Origin of the sequence: Shewanella kaireitica, assembly GCF_023284045.1 — a bacterium.
Taxonomy (GTDB): domain Bacteria; phylum Pseudomonadota; class Gammaproteobacteria; order Enterobacterales; family Shewanellaceae; genus Shewanella; species Shewanella kaireitica.
Genome location: NZ_JAKIKQ010000002.1, coordinates 380,393 through 397,916, shown reverse-complemented (window position 1 = coordinate 397,916; position 17,524 = coordinate 380,393). Strand labels below are relative to the sequence as shown.

Genomic DNA, 17,524 nt, shown 5'->3' with positions numbered 1-17,524 from the left:
GCCGTAAGGCATATTGCTGGGATGTTGTCGCGACAAGAGCTTTGTTGTTATTTTTGTATACAATCCAAGGTCTCCGCGCGGCCGATTATACCTGCAAAATGTGATGAGTAACACCTTTGTGAGTTGTTGTGTGATGTTTGTTTGATCTGGCGTTGTGTGTGTGTGGTCTAGGCCACTTATGGCGGGAGTTATAGCGAATAAAATAAAAAGCCAGCGTTTAAAAACGCTGGCTATAACACTTGAAAATAATAGTTTTTTTACCAGTGGTTTTTAGGCTTACGCTGCGGCCTAGGTAGATAAACTAAAATAATCCCTAAAACTAGGCCGCCAGCAGCGATAAAGCCACCTTGCTTCCACATTTCGAAACGTTCATTTTTTTGCATACTGGCAAGTTTCACCTGAGCGCTATCTCGCTCCTGCGTAGCGCTCGCTAATTCTCTTTGGGCTTTAGATAGCTGAGACTTTATTTGATTTAACTCTTGTACGCTAGCATCTGTCGTTGTCAGTGCAGTCGATAAATCTGCTTTAGTCTGCTCAAGCTCAGCTTGTAGTACTGGTAGTTGCTCACGCAAACTGACCTTAGCGCTAAGCATCTTTGTTTGAACCCAGCCCTCACGACCCTTGTGATCGATAATCTTGCTGTAATCGCCTTGTGCTTCGCCTAGTGATGTTACCTTCTGACCTGCTTCTACACTGCCCAGTATGCGGAACTGTGTTCCCGGTCCACCATGGAGGTAAATAAAAACATCATCTGAGATGTAACTTGTTTGGTTCGCAGCAAATAAAGAAGGGGAAAGTAGTAACGCTCCCACAATAGTTAGAATTCTTAACACCAATCTATTCTCATCAATGAAATTTAGCCAACATGCTAGGGATTTAAAGGCCCTAATGCAAGAGGCAATAAGGGGCATAAAACGCAAAAAGGGAGCTTGATACAAATATTATCAAACTCCCTTCATTAAATCGCAGAGTATTTCTATGCTATTAGTGTATGTATTTAGTTAAAAATACCTTTAATCATGAAGAAGAACATGATTGAAAGTGCAGCGCCTGCTGGTAGGGTTACTACCCAAGACACTACAATGTTGCGCACAACACCAATATTAATTGCAGCAATACCACGTGCCATACCGACACCTAATACAGCGCCAACTAAGGTTTGGGTGGTAGAAATTGGTAGACCTGTACCTGATGCGATAACGACGGTAGATGCAGCAGCAAGTTCTGCAGCAAAACCACGACTTGGTGTTAAGTGAGTAATGTTCTTACCGATGGTTTGCATTACACGCTTACCAAATATGGCTAAGCCTAAAACGATACCAACAGCACCAAGAGGTAGAATCCACCAGACCAGCGGTGCTTTACTGCTAATTTCGCCACCACTGTTAACAACAGAAACTACTGCTGCTAGCGGGCCAATAGCATTAGCTACGTCATTCGAACCGTGAGCAAAAGCCATACAACAAGCGGTTACAACCATTAAGATAGCGAACACTTTCTCAACGTTGCCAAACTGAGTTTGACGATCTGCTTTGCTATCCATCTTTAAGCGCTTGATAGCTATCATGCCACCAACACCGACGAGTCCTGCAATAACAAAAGCTAATGCGTAAGCTTCTAGACTACTGAAGTGTAGACCTACATGCTTAAGACCTTTAGTGATAGTCACAAGTGACATCACAAAGCCGGCAAGTGCCATATAGAAAGGCACATAACGCTTAGCATTTTCTAATGGGTTGTCAGTATTGAAGATGAGCTTTTGCACACTTTGGAATATCATAAAGGCGATAAAGCCCGATATTGCTGGTGTGACGACCCAAGAACCTACGATACCGCCAACTTTGCCCCATTCAACTGCTTCAGTTCCCACACCAACCGCTGCGAAGCCAACAATGGCGCCAACAATCGAGTGAGTGGTGGAAACTGGCCAGCCTAATGCAGAAGCGGCAATAAGCCACAGACCTGCAGCGAGCAAAGACGCTATCATGCCGTAAACGAGCAGTTCAGGTTGTTCAATAAAGAACGTTGAGTCAATAATGCCTTTACGAATTGTGCTGGTGACTTCGCCACCCGCTAAATACGCACCTGCAAACTCAAAAATCATAGCGATAATGATCGCTTGTTTAATTGTAATCGCATTGGAACCTACAGAGGTTCCCATTGCATTGGCTACATCATTGGCGCCAATGCCCCATGCCATTAAAAAACCAAACAGAGCCGCTATGCCAATAAGCCATGGGCCGTTGGTGACTAATACATCAACCATGTTATTACCTTGATAATCTTTTGATTAGACGCGAGCTAACATTAGCTCTAGGCGGGAACCGACTCGTTCGGCAAGATCTGCCAAGTCGCCAACCCACTCAATTATCTTGTAGAGGAACATTACATCTACAGGGTTTAATTCAGATTCGATAGCAAAAAGCTGTCTACGGATCTTAATTTGTAAGTCATCAGTGTCATCTTCAATAGAATCTAGTTCACTGATCATTTTTGCCACAAGATCCACTTCACGACCTCTAAAACCTGTTTCTAGTAGGTCATCGAGTTCATTAATTGCTTCTTTTGACAAAGCGACTGCATCAATACAGCGCTGTAAATAAGCAATAAAGGGTTCTTGGATTGCGTGAGGGACAACAAGTTGACGGCCAATGATACGGCCGGAGATGTCTTTCGCTTTGTTAGCGATCTTATCTTGCTGGGTTAGTAGCTCCAGTAAGTCAGTACGCTCGACTGGCATAAACAAACCACCGGGCAGAGTTAAACGGATTTCACGTTTTAGTGAATCAGCTTCTTGCTCTGCAAAGCTTATTTGCTTGCGCAGTTGAACTGCTTTGTCCCAGTCACCTGAGGCAGTAGCTTCGAAAAATGGGACAAGAGTAGACGCACAGTCATACACTTTGTCGATATGCTCTTGAAGAGGCTTAATTGGCGATTTTGCAAACACGCCCAAAATAGAGTTTACTGGCATTGCCGTTTACCTATTTAGGTTATTCCAATATTGGAAAAAGCGGGCGCATGTTAACCCAAGCGGCCGCGTAAGAAAACTGTGTTTTGTATTTAACTAAACAGTTTTTTATTCTAACGAGTTATATCTTAACTGCAAAGCGAATCCTACGGCGTTTTTATTACAAAAATATTACACTGTGTAGATTTAGTGACAGATTGATTAAATTTTGATGACAAGGCGAAAAATAGATAGATGGAAGCTGAGATAGAACTTAAACTTTTCTTTAACGAGAATAAGAAAGAAAACCTTATAAATCTGCTAGATAGTTTACCTAACTCAGATGCTAAAGGTTGTGAAAAGTTGACCAACGGTTATTTTGAAACTCCAGAGCTGACTTTACGGCAGTGGGACATGGGTTTACGTGTTCGCGGTATAAATAATCACCGAGAGCAAACTATTAAGACAGCAGGTCAGGTTGTGGGCGGCATTCATTCCCGACCTGAATTTAATGTTGATATTGATCACGACTTTCCCAAATTAAATTTATTTCCGGATAAAATTTGGCCAGAGGGCGTTGATATTGATCGGGTGCAATCAAATTTACTATGCCTATTTCATACCGATTTTGTCCGTCAAAAGTGGCATGTTTTTGTTGAAGATAGCTTAGTTGAGGTCGCTTTGGATATCGGTGATATCCGTGTGGATGACCGCTCTGAAGCTATTTGTGAATTGGAATTTGAACTACTCGCTGGTGATACCAGCGCATTGTTAGTGCTCGCTGGCATCGTTAGCAGAGAGATCCCAGTGAGACTAGGTAAAGCCAGTAAGGCACAGCGTGGCTATCAATTAGCGGCGCAAGCAAGCCCATTTAATTTGGAAGTGTTAGATTTTATTGCTTTAAAGCCAGAACAAAACCTTAAACAGGTTGCTATAAACCTACTTGAAGTTGGTTTAGATAGATGGCAACAGCTTGAAGCGATGATTTTGGATGTCGCGCTGAACCCTGTTGAATTACCAATGCTGTGCTACCGATTAAGAGCCTGCATTCGTTTGCTTCGAAGTACTTTAAAACAATTTGCCTTATTAGCTGATGACTTCGAGAAGGACTTTGATTGCATTGAGCAAAGACTGAGCTTTATAGAAGAGTCTCTGAGCTTATATTCGATATTGGAGAAAGACGGTTCTCTTATCACTAAGTTGCCAATGTCAGACGCGCTCATAGATATTGCTCATGCAAAATTGCAGCAACTCGATATACCTGAGCAGTTTGTCAATTTATTGGATGATATTTGTTACGGTAGATTACAGGTGCATCTGGTTGATCTATTAATGAAAATTAGTAATGGCAGTGTTGTTATAGATAAAGATTTAGGCCTAAGAGATTTCGCCGATAAGTTGCAAGAAAAGTCGTGGCAAAAGATATTGGAAGTGATGCCGATAGATGACGACTTAAGCAGTCGAGATTATCTGTCTGTGGCCACAGCGCTCGATAACAGTATGTTTGTCGGGGTGGCTTATGGTGAGCTTTATTCAAACAAGTCACGAGATCAATTTAGAACACCTTGGCAAGATTTGGCTTTAGGCATTAGAACGTTAGCCGCTTATCGCCAATTAAAGATGATTAGTGAATTAGCTTATATTGATATTAGCGATTGGCTAGAAAATAAAGAATCAAGTTTGGTGCAAGCGATGGAGCTTTCTCGTCGCAGTGCGATGAAGAATGAACCATACTGGCGCTAAATAAACACTGTTTAACTTAAATAGCTCAATAACAAAAAGCCCACTTTTAAAGTGGGCTTTATTATGTCAAATGCAGGGGGGTTAGAAGCTGTAAGTTACACCGATAACCGTTTTAGTTTCCCACTCATCGTTATTTGATTTTTTCGCCAACTCAGGTTTTGGCTCACCGGTATCGGCTTGGCCAGCTTTAACATAGAGGTTGAAGTTGTCAGACACTTGGTAACCAGCAACTGCGTATACTTCACGCTTCTCATCTTTAAGACCTTCGAATCGGTCTTGAGTGAAAGAGGCTTCAATACCTGCGCTTAGGCCATTGTCAAACTGGTAGCCGGTACCAATTTCAGCGCGGTACTCTTTGACTGTGCTGTTAATTAAATAAGGGCTATCATTCATAGGAATAGCGACAGGCTGTCCTACTTTAATGCGATCTTTGCGCATTGCACGACCTTCTACGTAGGCGTAGAAATTATCAAAGTTAGTCTGTACCTTGATACCGCCACCTAGGCCGCCATTGTCAAAACCTTCGCGTTTGCCATCTTCAAGATTCCGCTCTCCAGAATATGCCGTTTCTGCTGAGAAGAAAGGGATGACTGAGACTGCGCCAAAGTTAAAGTCATAGCCAAGTTGTGTTTCAACGTTTGCATGCTTGTCTTGGGTGGTGTATTCCGCTTCAATCTTACCCGTTACACCATTCATAACATCAGCATTTGCTGCGCCGATTGAACCGAAAGTAAGTGCTGCTAGTGTTGATAATGCAATAAGTGATTTTTTCATATTCGTATCATCCAAAGTAAATGACAAATTATTTTGTCTATTAGTAAAAGTGTTTTTAAAGTTTCTTAAGGTTCTGAAATTAAGCCTTTAAGTTTCGACTTTGCCTTTGTTTACGGCGTTGTGTTTGTCGAGTGAGGCTAGTATCTATGAAACTTTAAATAGAATGGAGTTGGTTACTATATAGATATCGAATAGGTTGTTCTGGTAAGAGGAGAGAGATTTAAGACGCCATCATATTTCTTTTAATAGGGAAGTTATTTTGAACGTTGTTTTGATCGTTGCTTTAGGCACACTCTAAATGCTGTATAGAGGTTTTACTTTGAGCAGGGGGGGATTTGTTGCAATATTTAAGCCTGCACTAACTTGCTATAAAGCCCACGCAGTTGCTGGGCTAATCCTTATTCTTGATTGATTCTTTCAAGATTGCTATTTCGTTTAATAGCATCTGTTGGTTAGCTTCCATACGAGCAAGGCTATTATGCAGCTCGGAGCGGATCTCCTCACTATGAGTCTCTAGCTTTTCTGATTCATCAGGGGAGACAAAGACTGATGCCATGTAACCGGAAATTACACCAAAAAAGCTCACACCACAGACAATAACCACGCCGCCGATTATATGTCCTGCGGTAGTGACAGGATAATAATCGCCATAACCCACCGTTGATATTGTCACTAGCGCCCACCAAATTGCATCTTCAGCGGTTTCTATATTCGCGCCTTCAACTCCGCTTTCGACAATAAGCACCAACACTGATGCGAAAGTTAAAATGGTTATTAGCGCAACCAGTAAGCTTGCAAGAGTGGCCTGACGGCGCTGTTTTACCATAGGCACGATTAATGAGCGGGTCATGCGAATAAGTCTTACAACGCGGAGGATTTGAAACAGGCGTGCCATCCTAAGGGCTTCAATTGCTGGGATACTGGCTACAAAATCTATCCAGTGATGTTTAAAATACAACATCTTGCTGTCAGCTTTGAACAAACCATAGAAAAAGTGCGACATAAAGATAAGGCAGATGCTGGTATCGATGAAAAACAGCAAACGACGAGTTTCTCCATCTAGCCCACCAAAGGTCAGTACTAGAACCACAACCACTGACAAAAGTGACAAAATCATCATTGCGAGTTGGAAAGGAGTTGGTGGCGTTTCTGGTTGTATTAGCCAGCGCTTCTCTGTGGTCATTTTTCGATCCGTCGTTATCGCTACGCAGTCCCTGAAGGATTAAGCGAGGTTAGTTGTCTGTACTAAATTGAACTAAATCATCCAGAACGTGCTTTTTAATCTCTAGCTGCTGCTCTGCCGTTAAGTTGTACTTTTCAGCGAGTAAGGCATAGTCTTCGGCACTCAAAGACACGGTAAGGCGAGGGCGTTTTGGACGCTTGGTTACGGTTAAACCAAGAATATCTCTGATTTGATCGGATGGGCTAACACCCGCATCAAGCGCTGCTTTACGAATGGCGTATTGAAATTTCTCATCCAAATCAAAGGCTATTTGGGTTGCCTTGGCGGCTTTTTGGTTTTGTTGCCATTGTTCAGGCAAGGTGTTTTTTTGCTTGCTCATGCGTAAGGTATTACCTTTCCATTGGTTCTGCTTTATCAGTTCATGCTATCACTCATAGACTCAGAAATAAAAAAGGTTCTAAACCTTTAAGTTTAGAACCTTTCATTTATTCACCTGGCCAGTAGTCTCGTATGTCAGACAGCGGACGATAAAGGGTCAACATGACATCGGTTTCACCGCCATCATAGACCTCAATATCAATAGCTTTATCTTCATCATCATCCAATAATTGGTATGATTCAAAAGGATCGCCCGTAGCACCATCTGCATCTTGAGGTGGCTTCTTACCGCGATAATCCTGGCGGTGAAAATAACCGAAACCAGCAAAACTTACTTGATGATATTGCGGTGATAACCATTGCTCAAACTCTGGAGATAATTCAGCTGACAACTCTTTAGTTGTTAGCTCTGCTTTACCTGGCTCTTCAAAAATGGCGCTAAATTGCTCCAAATCGAAAAGCTGATCTACCAAACCGCGGTTAACCTTAATCGACAAGGCTAGGTAGGTTTCATCGTCTTCATCGAGTCCGAGGAAGATGGTGTCGCTACCATGACCTTTTAGCACCCATTCAGTTTGTTGTTTGCGTTCATACTCATAAGTATTGACCGCTTCAACTCGCAGTTGCTGACCGCGCAATTGCGGTGGCAGCGCAAAGCTATCATCAAGGGAGATCATGTCTCCCTTATTTAACTTTGATGGGTGATCGAGTTGACGTTTAGGTTCCTCTTTCTTGCCAAATAGGCCACTTAGAAATCCCACGTCACTCTCCTTTAGCCTTTACGGGCTTTAATGCGATCAAGTACGGCGTTAGCGTTAGACTTCTGCTCACCAATACCGGCTTCTGCTAGTTTATCGTGCAGGGCTTTATCGCTATTTTCTTCCGCTAATGTCTCAGAGGCTTTAAGACGGTCATCAAATGATTGCTGACGAGCCTTGATGCGCTCTAATGAGTCTTTAGCGTTAAGCAGTTTAGAGTTGCTACCTGCAAATGAGTCAGTAATTGTCGCTGTCGCTTTCTGCACGCTTTCAGTGGTTTTAACCATAGTTAGCTGACGTTGGTAATCAGTCACTTGACGCTCTGTTTTACGTACAAGCTCTTTTAAACGAGTTGCATGTGCACTGAAGCTTTCGTTAGCTGACTGTTGGTCATTTAGCTCTTGGTCTAGCTCAGCGATTTTCTCAGCCACTTCAAGGGCTAATGCTTCGTTACCTTTTTCAAGCGCTTGTGCTACGTAACCTTCATGTTCAGCTACAGCACGCTTTAAACGGTCAACTTCACGGCTAGCTTGCATCTCTTTAGCCATCACTTCTGTTAGGTCGCGTTTTGCTTTAGTGAGGTGCTTCTCAGCATCACGGATCTCTTGTTCAAAAATACGTGTTGAGTTAGCGTCTACAATACCTTGGCCAACTTCAGTTGCGCCACCACGAAAAGCAGTAAGAATTTTGTTTAGAATGCCCATAATGTGGCTCCTTTATTTAAGGTAGTCGACGAGTTCGTCGATAACTTCAAGACAGTTGTCAGATAGAACAGACAGTTCTTGCTCTATCTCTTCCATGCTTGATTGCACAGATAGCGCGCCGTAAACCACATATTTGTCGTCGATTTTTGCAAATGACGAAAGTGGCATTGGGATGTTGAGTTCTAACATGGTCTCAAACATCTCACTACGTCGCTCTTGATTCACTTCATCCTCGCCCCACAGGTAACTGATGCAAAGGATTTGGTTGTCCGTAACCGATACGAATACGGGGATCTCTTCTCGGCCAACAACGTTAACCTGCAAGACTTCCACGTCGCCATCAATTGGATAACAATCAAATTGAAAGCCAGTATGGCTATTGTCGCCAAGTTCATTTAGATGGTTGGCAATGTTGTGGATATTCATATTTGTCCTCATTGACATATTATGTCTGCGATTAAAGATACCACCACGACATAATATGTCAAGTGCTATCTTCAGTGTTTAAAAATAAACCTTACTGATTTTCTAGCCAAGCCTGCTGGTGGTACTGATACAGCTGGCTTGAGCCTAAGGTATTGGGTTTAATTGCTTGCTTATCGATATAAAAATTACCCGGAAAAGCAAAAGCTGCATGCATCAGCTCTGGGGTAAACCAAGCATCTGCTATGGGCAGTTGCTGTATCTCATTTAGTCTAGATTTTGCGCTTTTGCCACTTAAGGTAGCAATAGTCCAACCCCATTCGCCAAAACTTGGCACATTATGATGGTATTGGTCGACATTAAAGCCGGCTAATTCCAAAGTATTGCCGACAGAGATAAATGCATTAGGTGCATGGTACGGAGATGTCGACTGTACCGTTAAGGCAGCATCACGACTCATAAGTTCCTTAAGCTTTAAATAGAAAGCATCAGAATAAAGCTTATTAAGATCAGGGTGACTAGGGTCGGGTAAGTCGACAATTATCGCGTCGAACTTCTCCTCGTTCTTAAGTAGCTTATCGACACCATTAAATGCATCATCAAAAATCAATCTTACTCTTGGATCATTTAGCGAGTCTTTATTAAGCGACATCAAGGCTTGGGATAAATGCGCTGGCATATCGGTATCTGGTTTTTTGAATAGCTTGACCAGCTCCTCATCCAAATCCATTAAGGTGACTTGTTTAGGCTGCCATTTAAGCACTTGAGTGAGCCCTAAGCCATCTCCACCACCAATGATTAATACTTTGTCGTGACGGGCGCTGGCAGCCAATGTCGGATGCACTAAGAAAGAGTGATAGATATGCTCGTCACTGCTAGAGAACTGCAAGCGACCATTAATATAGAGCGAGTGAACAGGGCCTAGGCCATTGCCGCGAAGGCGTTCAGTGAACGTTAGCTGTTGGAATCGCGTTGCCTTGGCGTACACCACATTGTCTTTATAGAGCAGGTTATTAAAGCTTTGCTCCCAAGTAGGGCCATGCAGTGCCAACAAAATGAGTATGCCTGTGGCCGCAATGTGTCCTGCTAGTAGTATTTTTACGTGGCGGATCTGTGCCCAAAAGCGCCAGATAAACAGTAAACCCGCGAGTAGGTTAAAGCTGGCGGTTAACGCTGCTGCTAATTGGATATCAATGGCGAGCATAAACATCACCCAGATAGCTGCACCAATGCCAGCACCGATATAATCAGCGCCATAGATAGTGCCGGCGTTATGCATCAGGTGTGCTTCAGATAATGCTTGGCGTACCCGGGCAATGAGCGGGATCTCCATCCCAATCATTAAGCCTAACAGTACGCCCCAAAAGTAGGGCAAGTACTCACTGAGTTTCTGTAAGGTGCCAATAAAGCCACCATCAGGCAGCTGATCGCTAGGAAGACCGAGTGTTTGAGCTACAATTAATGGCAGTTGCTGGCCGAAGCCAATGACAGCGGCAGTGATTAAAATGGCTAATGAGCCACATAAGGCGACAGTGAGCTCAAGTACCGCAAAGCCGGTGAACGCACAGCGGATCTTACGCGCCGCAAAAGCACCCATTCCCATAGAGACAATCATCAGCCCGATCATGGTGTAAATAGCCGCTTCTAGCGCACCAAGAATACGGCCTGCATAATGGGATAGTAGGTATTCGTAGATCAGGCCACAGCCAGCAAGCACTGCCATTATTCCAAGCAGTAGTACGTCATCAAACCAGCCTAGTTTGCCGGGTTTTGTAGTATTTGGAGCTAAGGTATCTATTTGAGAACTGTTTGGCATGCTGAGTCTATTGGGTTAACTGTATGATGAAAATGGGAGCGAAGTCGCTCCCATTTTTAGATGAACACTAGGCCATTAATGCGGCGAGAATAAGTGCAATGGATACACTGATCGCCATTTCAACCGCTGCGACGCCGACATTATGTTGCTTCTCTACTTCATCAAACAGGTTGATGTTAGCGAGCACTAACTTTTTGACTATTTTTATCAAAATCGACAGTGAAAGCAGCATAATGACTGAGAATATCAACCAACCAATTAAGTTAGCAACGTAGGCTTCTGGATTGAAAATAATAAAGTGACTTGCAGCATTGAAGCTAAAGGCCATTGCCAGCATATATCCAGCATGTCTGATGGCTAATGCTGTGTGTCCTTGAGCTAATGCTTCTTGCATTGATGCGCCTTGATTACGCTTAGCGTAACGATTCGCACGCACACGAGTCAGGATCACTAGCATCAACTGTGAGATAGCAAAGGCACTAAAGATAGCGATAAAGGTATAGACGGTGAGATCTTCTGCCCACATCAATACCGAGCGAATGATAATTGCGGTTGCGATAGCGGCGGCTGCATCCACAATAGCAACAGACACATTGCCCTTAATGATGAGCGCATTCTTATCAATCTCATTGAGTGCCACTTTGTCATGTAAAAAACGACCAAGTTTGATGAGGAATAAACCAAATAAACCGTAAGCGCTCATGCCTATAGCTTCCACCAAATATGACTCTGCTGCCTCACCTGTAATCGCACCAGTAAGTACAATACCTAGCGCAGCTACAGCGCCTGCAGTACTGATCCCAAAGGCAAAGTTATCATTCTCTGCAAGTTCATGGCGGCTATTGACCTTTACCGTCCAGCCTTGCAAATAACGCATTAAGGTCAGTAGTAAAACTGCGATAGTAAGATCAATCGCTAAAATAATCAGCAGATCTGGCGTAATGCCGTTGTTTAGAAAAAATGTCATTAGAGTCCCTTAATTATTTGCCTCGGCGAACACCGCGAGTAGTACGACTGCTGGAATTACGAAAGCTACTGTCTTTAGAATAGTTAGAGCGGAACTTGCTTTTACTACTCGCAGTGCGTCCTGTTGAACTTGCTTTTGGTGTACTAGTACTTTGTCTAGATAAACTGGTCGAGCCGGTACGTGACTTGGCATAAGGACTATCAAATCTTTTGCCCTGAGAACTGTACTGCTTTTTAGTGCGCTCATAGGTTTGAGTTTGTGCGCGTGCTTGTTTAGGCGATGTATAACGGTATCGGCCAACATCATTGTAATAGCTATAGTTACGACGGCTAGACCAGCGGTCATAACCAATAGGACCCCGAGTCAGGTTGGAGAACATGGAATACATGCCGTACCATGCCCAAAATGACATGCCATTAGAGCCTGTTTGCCAGTTACCGTAAGAGGGGTTACCGACCAGCTGGCTACCTGCGCCAAAATCTTCAGAACCATTAGCTAATGCGGCAGCTTCGCGGCTAATGGAGTTGACCCGGGCAAGTGCACCGTCAGACATATCAGCCACAACATTGAGAGGATCGGAGAGCATATCGTTATATAGGCTAGGATCTGCTGCTTGATAGAGGTTCTCTACTTCGGCCAATTGCTGATCAAGATCGACAAAATTAGCCGCATTCTGAGCCTCGGTTGACCGTCTAACCAACGAGGTAAACATTGGGCCACGATTGGTCGCATCGGTTGCCAACTCGTTTAGCAGCGGTGCTAAATCGGGTTTTTGCTGGGATAGGACACTGGTATATTGCTGCAATAAATTTGCATTACGCACTTGGCCGTCGTTGAGCATGGTGCTAAGTGAGTCCAATCGCTGTTGAGTCAGCTGTTGGTACTTTGCTATTTGCTCTGGTCTATCGTCACCGCATCCTGCGAGCGAAAACGCCAAAATAACGGTGAGAACACGAATTAGCATTCCTGCCATGCTTTCTCCAAAAATTCAGTTAAGGTAAGGCATTAGTGGTTGTCAGTCTCTTGCGGCTACTTTCTTTGCCTAGCTTGCTATTTTAGTACATGAGCTGGATCTTTCATGTGCTGAAATATTGAATTCTCAAGAGAAACAGCTTTGCTGTACTGCAATTACTAATGCTTTGGGTATAGTATTCTGTATTAGAGCACAAAAATACAATGATTGATGTTTCAAAGGCATATAAGCGTTAATTTACTCATGCAGCCAACATCAATTAAAAAACTCAATCACATTTTTATAGCACTCGAGACATAATATGTCGAGAGTCAAAATTGTTAGGGATTATTATGCGCGCGGCTTTACTGGGTAAAAGAGAAGTTTCCACTCAAATGGCTGCTAACGTAGAAAACTACTGGCAAAGATTAGTTGATATATCTCCAGAGGCGCTTGTTTCCTTATCTAAAGAGCAACAACAAGAACTTAAAACCATGATGGCGCTGAGTGACTTTGTTGCCACTCAACTGTGTAGACATCCAAGCTGGATCGATAGCCTTTTCACACAGCAGCTCAATGACCTTGAAAGAAATCTATTTGATAGTGAACTACACGAATTGTTGGCTGTAGTAAGCGATGAAGAGCAGGTCAAAAAGATATTGCGCCAGTATCGTAACCGCCAAATGGTATGTATCGCATGGCGAGACTTTATGGGTTACACCCCGCTTGAGGAGTCGTTATTAGATCTATCTGCACTCGCGGAGGCATTAGTTATTGCTGGCCGTGATTGGCTATATCAAGATATGTGTAATTCGCTTGGCACGCCGACTAGCGCTGAAGGGGTTGCACAAAAGTTGCTGATTTTAGGCATGGGTAAACTCGGCGGACGAGAACTTAATTTTTCATCCGACATCGATCTAGTATTCACTTTTCCAGAGCATGGTGAAACCGTCGGTGGACGCCGTTCACTTGATAACCAGCAGTTTTTCATTCGCATGGGGCAGCGTTTAGTTAATTTGTTGCACCAAGTCACGGTCGATGGTTTTGTTTATCGAGTCGATATGAGGCTACGTCCGTATGGCGAGAGTGGCCCACTGGTTGTCAGTTTTAGTGGTCTTGAAGACTACTATCAAGAGCAGGGGCGTGACTGGGAGCGTTACGCCATGGTCAAAGCGCGAGCTCTAGGCCCGTGGACCTCTGATTCTGATGAATTGCACAATCTACTTCGACCCTTTGTTTATCGCCGTTATCTTGATTTTTCTGCCATTGATTCATTACGAAAAATGAAAGGCCTGATTACCCAAGAAGTACGCCGCAGAAAGCTCAATGACAATATTAAGCTTGGAGCGGGTGGCATTCGAGAGGTTGAATTCGTGGTGCAGAGTTTTCAGCTTATTCGTGGTGGTCGCGAGCCAGCATTGCGGCAGCAGAGTTTGTTTGCGGCGATTGAAACCTTGTATAACCTTGGGCAAATTGAGTATTTAGCACTTGATGAACTGAAGCAAAGTTACTTGTTGCTGCGTCGAGTAGAAAATCTTTTGCAAGCAATTAACGACGAACAAACTCAAACCTTGCCTGCCAATGAACTTGATTGGCAGCGGTTATGTTGGGCATTTGATGCAGACAATGAGATGGATTTGAGGCAACAGATCGAAGCTGCGATGCGCTGTATACATCGTCATTTTAAAGAGACGGTGGGTGGCAACGATCAAGAAGACAGTAATGAAACTTGGTCACAACAACTTTGGAATGCTCAAGAGGAAGAGACAGCATTTGCGATTTTAGAAGAGCAAGCTGTGGATCGACAACTTTGGCCAATGCTGAATCGTTGGCACGATACCGTCGTACGCAGAACGATTGGTCCTCGTGGTAGAGAAACACTCGATAAATTGATGCCACGGTTATTGTGTGACCTGTCTGCTCATTCTCAGCCAACCAAGGCATTTGATCCTGTATCAAAGGTATTGGATCAAATTCTAACTCGCACAACCTACCTTGAACTGCTTTGTGAAAACCCAGGGGCTCGCCAACAGCTTGTTAGTTTATGCTGCGCCAGCCCATGGATTGCTCATCAGTTAGCAAAATTTCCAATGCTGCTCGATGAATTGATTGATCCGGCCCAGCTATATGACACCACATCCTTGGATGATTACAGTAGTGAGCTTAGGCAATACCTGCTTCGGGTGCCAGAAGATGATATGGAGCAGCAGATGGAAGCACTGCGACAGTTCAAGCTGTCGCAGCAACTGAAAATTGCAGCTGCCGATGTGACGGGAGTATTGCCGGTCATGCAGGTGAGCGATCACCTTACCTTTTTGGCCGAAGCCATCATCGAGCAGGTGGTACAACAAGCTTGGGCGCAGATTTCTGCTCGCCATGGTGTGCCTGACAACCTAAAAGCCAATGAGATGGGCTTTGCGGTTATTGGCTACGGTAAGGCTGGTGGCTTAGAGTTAGGCTATGGTTCAGACCTTGACTTGGTATTCCTGCACAATGCTAAGCAAGGTGGACAGACAGACGGTGATAGGGCGATTGATGTCGGGCACTTCTATTTAAAGTTGGCACAGCGAATATTGCATCTCTTTTCAACTCGTACCATATCGGGTGAGTTGTATGAGGTCGATATGCGTTTACGCCCCTCTGGTGCCTCAGGCTTACTGGTGAGTGAAATTGAAAATTTTGGTGATTATCAACGCACAGATGCCTGGACGTGGGAGCATCAAGCCCTAGTGCGTGCTCGCTTTATGTTTGGCGATAATAGTTTGTCGAGTCGTTTCAATGAGCTGCGCTCAGACGTTTTAGAGTCTAACCGTGATAATGCAACACTGGCAAAAGAGGTGCGCGATATGCGCCTCAAAATGCGCCAACATTTGCTCAAAGTGCCACAAGGAATGTTTGATCTTAAACAGAGCCCTGGTGGCATTGCCGACATTGAGTTTATCGCGCAGTATTTAGTGCTGGCTCACGCTTGCGAGTATCCAGCACTGTCTTTTTGGTCTGACAATGTGCGCATCTTTGAGCAATTAGCTGAGCTGGAACTGATCCCAATCGCGAGTGCTCAAGCGCTTACCCAAGCTTATTGCTACTTGCGCGATGAGAGCCACAGATTAACACTGCAGCAAGTTGAAACAACGCGACCATATGCCAGCGTGCAGCATCATGCTGAGAAGGTCATTGATATCTATCAGCAGATCCTTCACTAGCGATCGAGTCAAAAGTGGGATTAAAAAAAGCTAAGCTTAACCGCTTAGCTTTTTTCTTGTGGATGTTGCTAATTGCAAACTGCACTGCAAATTAAAAAAACAGCATAACCCCACTCAATGATAATTACATTTGACAAATAAAATCAATCGTTTAAAAGGTTGGTTCATTCTATGCATTATCTCGATTAAACCAGATAATGCATAGTGAAAGGGGCAAGGTATGAACAGCCTTAACCAAGATTCAACTTATTCAACCTTTAACGACAACCTGACTCATTTGGAGTTATTTAGCGAAGCGGAATCAAACCAGGCACCGAGGCAGATAAAGTTTCCAAGACAGTTCCCTATCTCATGGTTACTTCTGCTGTGCTGCCTGCTCTTTGTAAACGAGGTGACCGCAACAGAACAACCTTTGACCGCGACTCTACTTAATATTGAAAGCTCTACAGTGCTGGTTATTGTCGATGATAAAGTGCAAGATCTTGAAGGCTTACTACAGAGATTACAAAGTGACGTCGATCTACTCGTGCTTGATGCAACCCAAGAGCCATTTTTACAGATCAATCAAGCGCTCAGCGATCAGCAAAACTATGTTGGGGTGGTGATGGTTGCAGCCGCTGCGAGTGATGCGATCTACATCGCAGGACGTTGGGTTGATAAGCACTATCTGCTGCAGCATAAAGACAGTGTTGCCCAGTTTGGTGAGAACTTTACTCAAAGGAGTAACTTAATGCTGTTGACCTCAGATAACATAGTAAACCCTAAAGGAGATGGCTTTATAACCTTGTTAACCGGACTTACTCAGCTGGATGTTAGCGCACACGGCGGGGCTGAACATCATTATCTGGCTTCAAATAGTTTTATAGGATTTTTCTAGTTATAACAGCGGTTTAACTTGATACGTTTTGTAGCATGTTTTACTTTTCATTAACTAGGATTTTATTAAATTGCTGCTACTATGCACATCAACATAACTTGGTGTTGTGCAAAGGACTATTTGATGACATACGTTAACGGGGTCAACAGTAATTTGACTAATAACTTAGAAGCGTTAGCAAACGTTAAAAGTCGATTATCCGCAGTTAATACTGATGCTATAGCTAAAGAGATCCCCTCTACTTCAACGACTAAACCAGAGAGCGCTGTGTCTTCGGTGACTCTTTCTGAGGCAGCAAAATCCAAACTTGCACAAGAGCAACAAGCAAGTGCAACTACAACCACAGAAAGTGATGAAGGGGCTGATTTAAAGTCTTTTACTTTTGGTGCCTTAGGGTTAGATCACCCTGATAAAGTCGAAGAGAAAGAAGACTCCTCTTACACTGCAGGCCAATATGTTAAAGCGGCTGCGACAATTGGCGGCATGATCGCGATGTTTATTTAATGGCTTAGTCATTCACTTAAGACACTTCTTTCAATAAGCTGTATTAGTTCAATTCGTTATCAACTGAAAAAATCGCTTAGTAAGAGGGTAAACTTGACGATTACAGGGTGTTGTCACCTCATCATCCTTTTGCTGGTTTCTCGTGTTTGTACTCAGGTACTTATTTTGCAAGAGAGTTGGCGCAGTAAGCGTGGAACAGCGTTGGTAAAGCTGTTGAGGCTAAAGCCAAATCGGCTACACCTTATGAGCAGTGCTGCAAGCAATCCGACTTTATATTCATTAAGTGCAGTAAACC

At 43.7% G+C, this 17,524-nt stretch carries 16 protein-coding genes; 4 read left to right on the top strand and 12 right to left on the bottom strand.

What is annotated here, in order from left to right; all coding sequences use genetic code 11:
* Nucleotides 1–257: 257 nt before the first annotated feature.
* From L2730_RS04295 to L2730_RS04285, 3 genes are all read right to left on the bottom strand, one after another.
* Nucleotides 258–833: a TIGR04211 family SH3 domain-containing protein gene (locus L2730_RS04295; RefSeq protein WP_248973459.1), complete on the bottom strand. Its 576-nt coding sequence runs from the start codon at nt 831–833 to the stop codon at nt 258–260.
* A gap of 164 nt (nt 834–997) precedes the next feature.
* The gene (locus tag L2730_RS04290) at nt 998–2,266 is read right to left on the bottom strand and encodes an inorganic phosphate transporter (protein WP_248973458.1); all 1,269 of its coding nucleotides are present in this window, start codon (nt 2,264–2,266) and stop codon (nt 998–1,000) included.
* Between the two features lie 24 nt (nt 2,267–2,290).
* On the bottom strand, nt 2,291–2,971 hold the full coding sequence (locus L2730_RS04285) for a TIGR00153 family protein (protein WP_248973457.1): 681 nt from the start codon (nt 2,969–2,971) through the stop codon (nt 2,291–2,293).
* Between the two features lie 231 nt (nt 2,972–3,202).
* Between L2730_RS04285 and L2730_RS04280 the strand changes: the two genes are divergently transcribed.
* Complete coding sequence (locus L2730_RS04280; protein ID WP_248973456.1) at nt 3,203–4,690, top strand: CYTH domain-containing protein; 1,488 nt, start codon at nt 3,203–3,205, stop codon at nt 4,688–4,690.
* A gap of 81 nt (nt 4,691–4,771) precedes the next feature.
* On the opposite strand, the gene L2730_RS04275 is transcribed toward L2730_RS04280, so the two are convergent.
* From L2730_RS04275 to L2730_RS04235, 9 genes are all read right to left on the bottom strand, one after another.
* Nucleotides 4,772–5,464 (bottom strand): hypothetical protein, encoded by a 693-nt coding sequence (locus L2730_RS04275; RefSeq protein WP_248973455.1) that lies wholly within the window; start codon nt 5,462–5,464, stop codon nt 4,772–4,774.
* Nucleotides 5,465–5,855: 391 nt separating this feature from the next.
* Entirely contained in the window at nt 5,856–6,647 is a 792-nt protein-coding gene (locus L2730_RS04270) for a potassium channel family protein (protein WP_248973454.1), read from the bottom strand.
* 49 nt (nt 6,648–6,696) lie between these two features.
* The gene (locus tag L2730_RS04265) at nt 6,697–7,026 is read right to left on the bottom strand and encodes a hypothetical protein (RefSeq protein WP_020911006.1); all 330 of its coding nucleotides are present in this window, start codon (nt 7,024–7,026) and stop codon (nt 6,697–6,699) included.
* Between the two features lie 106 nt (nt 7,027–7,132).
* Nucleotides 7,133–7,786 carry a hypothetical protein gene (locus tag L2730_RS04260; RefSeq protein ID WP_248973453.1) on the bottom strand — a complete coding sequence of 218 codons (654 nt, stop codon included), beginning with the start codon at nt 7,784–7,786 and terminating at the stop codon, nt 7,133–7,135.
* An 11-nt stretch (nt 7,787–7,797) separates the two neighbouring features.
* Nucleotides 7,798–8,487: a PspA/IM30 family protein gene (locus L2730_RS04255; RefSeq protein ID WP_020911008.1), complete on the bottom strand. Its 690-nt coding sequence runs from the start codon at nt 8,485–8,487 to the stop codon at nt 7,798–7,800.
* A 12-nt stretch (nt 8,488–8,499) separates the two neighbouring features.
* The gene (locus L2730_RS04250) at nt 8,500–8,913 is read right to left on the bottom strand and encodes a YjfI family protein (RefSeq protein WP_220736527.1); all 414 of its coding nucleotides are present in this window, start codon (nt 8,911–8,913) and stop codon (nt 8,500–8,502) included.
* A gap of 91 nt (nt 8,914–9,004) precedes the next feature.
* Nucleotides 9,005–10,726: a polyamine aminopropyltransferase gene (locus L2730_RS04245; RefSeq protein WP_248973452.1), complete on the bottom strand. Its 1,722-nt coding sequence runs from the start codon at nt 10,724–10,726 to the stop codon at nt 9,005–9,007.
* A gap of 67 nt (nt 10,727–10,793) precedes the next feature.
* Nucleotides 10,794–11,693 carry a DUF350 domain-containing protein gene (locus tag L2730_RS04240; protein WP_248973451.1) on the bottom strand — a complete coding sequence of 300 codons (900 nt, stop codon included), beginning with the start codon at nt 11,691–11,693 and terminating at the stop codon, nt 10,794–10,796.
* Between the two features lie 13 nt (nt 11,694–11,706).
* Entirely contained in the window at nt 11,707–12,666 is a 960-nt protein-coding gene (locus tag L2730_RS04235) for a hypothetical protein (protein WP_220736524.1), read from the bottom strand.
* Between the two features lie 332 nt (nt 12,667–12,998).
* On the opposite strand from L2730_RS04235, the gene glnE reads away from it, so the two are divergent.
* From glnE to L2730_RS04220, 3 genes are all read left to right on the top strand, one after another.
* Nucleotides 12,999–15,848: a bifunctional [glutamate--ammonia ligase]-adenylyl-L-tyrosine phosphorylase/[glutamate--ammonia-ligase] adenylyltransferase gene (glnE, locus tag L2730_RS04230; protein ID WP_248973450.1), complete on the top strand. Its 2,850-nt coding sequence runs from the start codon at nt 12,999–13,001 to the stop codon at nt 15,846–15,848.
* A 220-nt stretch (nt 15,849–16,068) separates the two neighbouring features.
* Nucleotides 16,069–16,725, top strand: coding sequence for a DUF4347 domain-containing protein (locus L2730_RS04225; protein WP_248973449.1), 657 nt, complete (start codon nt 16,069–16,071; stop codon nt 16,723–16,725).
* Nucleotides 16,726–16,848: 123 nt separating this feature from the next.
* Entirely contained in the window at nt 16,849–17,229 is a 381-nt protein-coding gene (locus L2730_RS04220; protein ID WP_248973448.1) for a hypothetical protein, read from the top strand.
* The last annotated feature ends 295 nt before the right edge of the window (nt 17,230–17,524 follow it).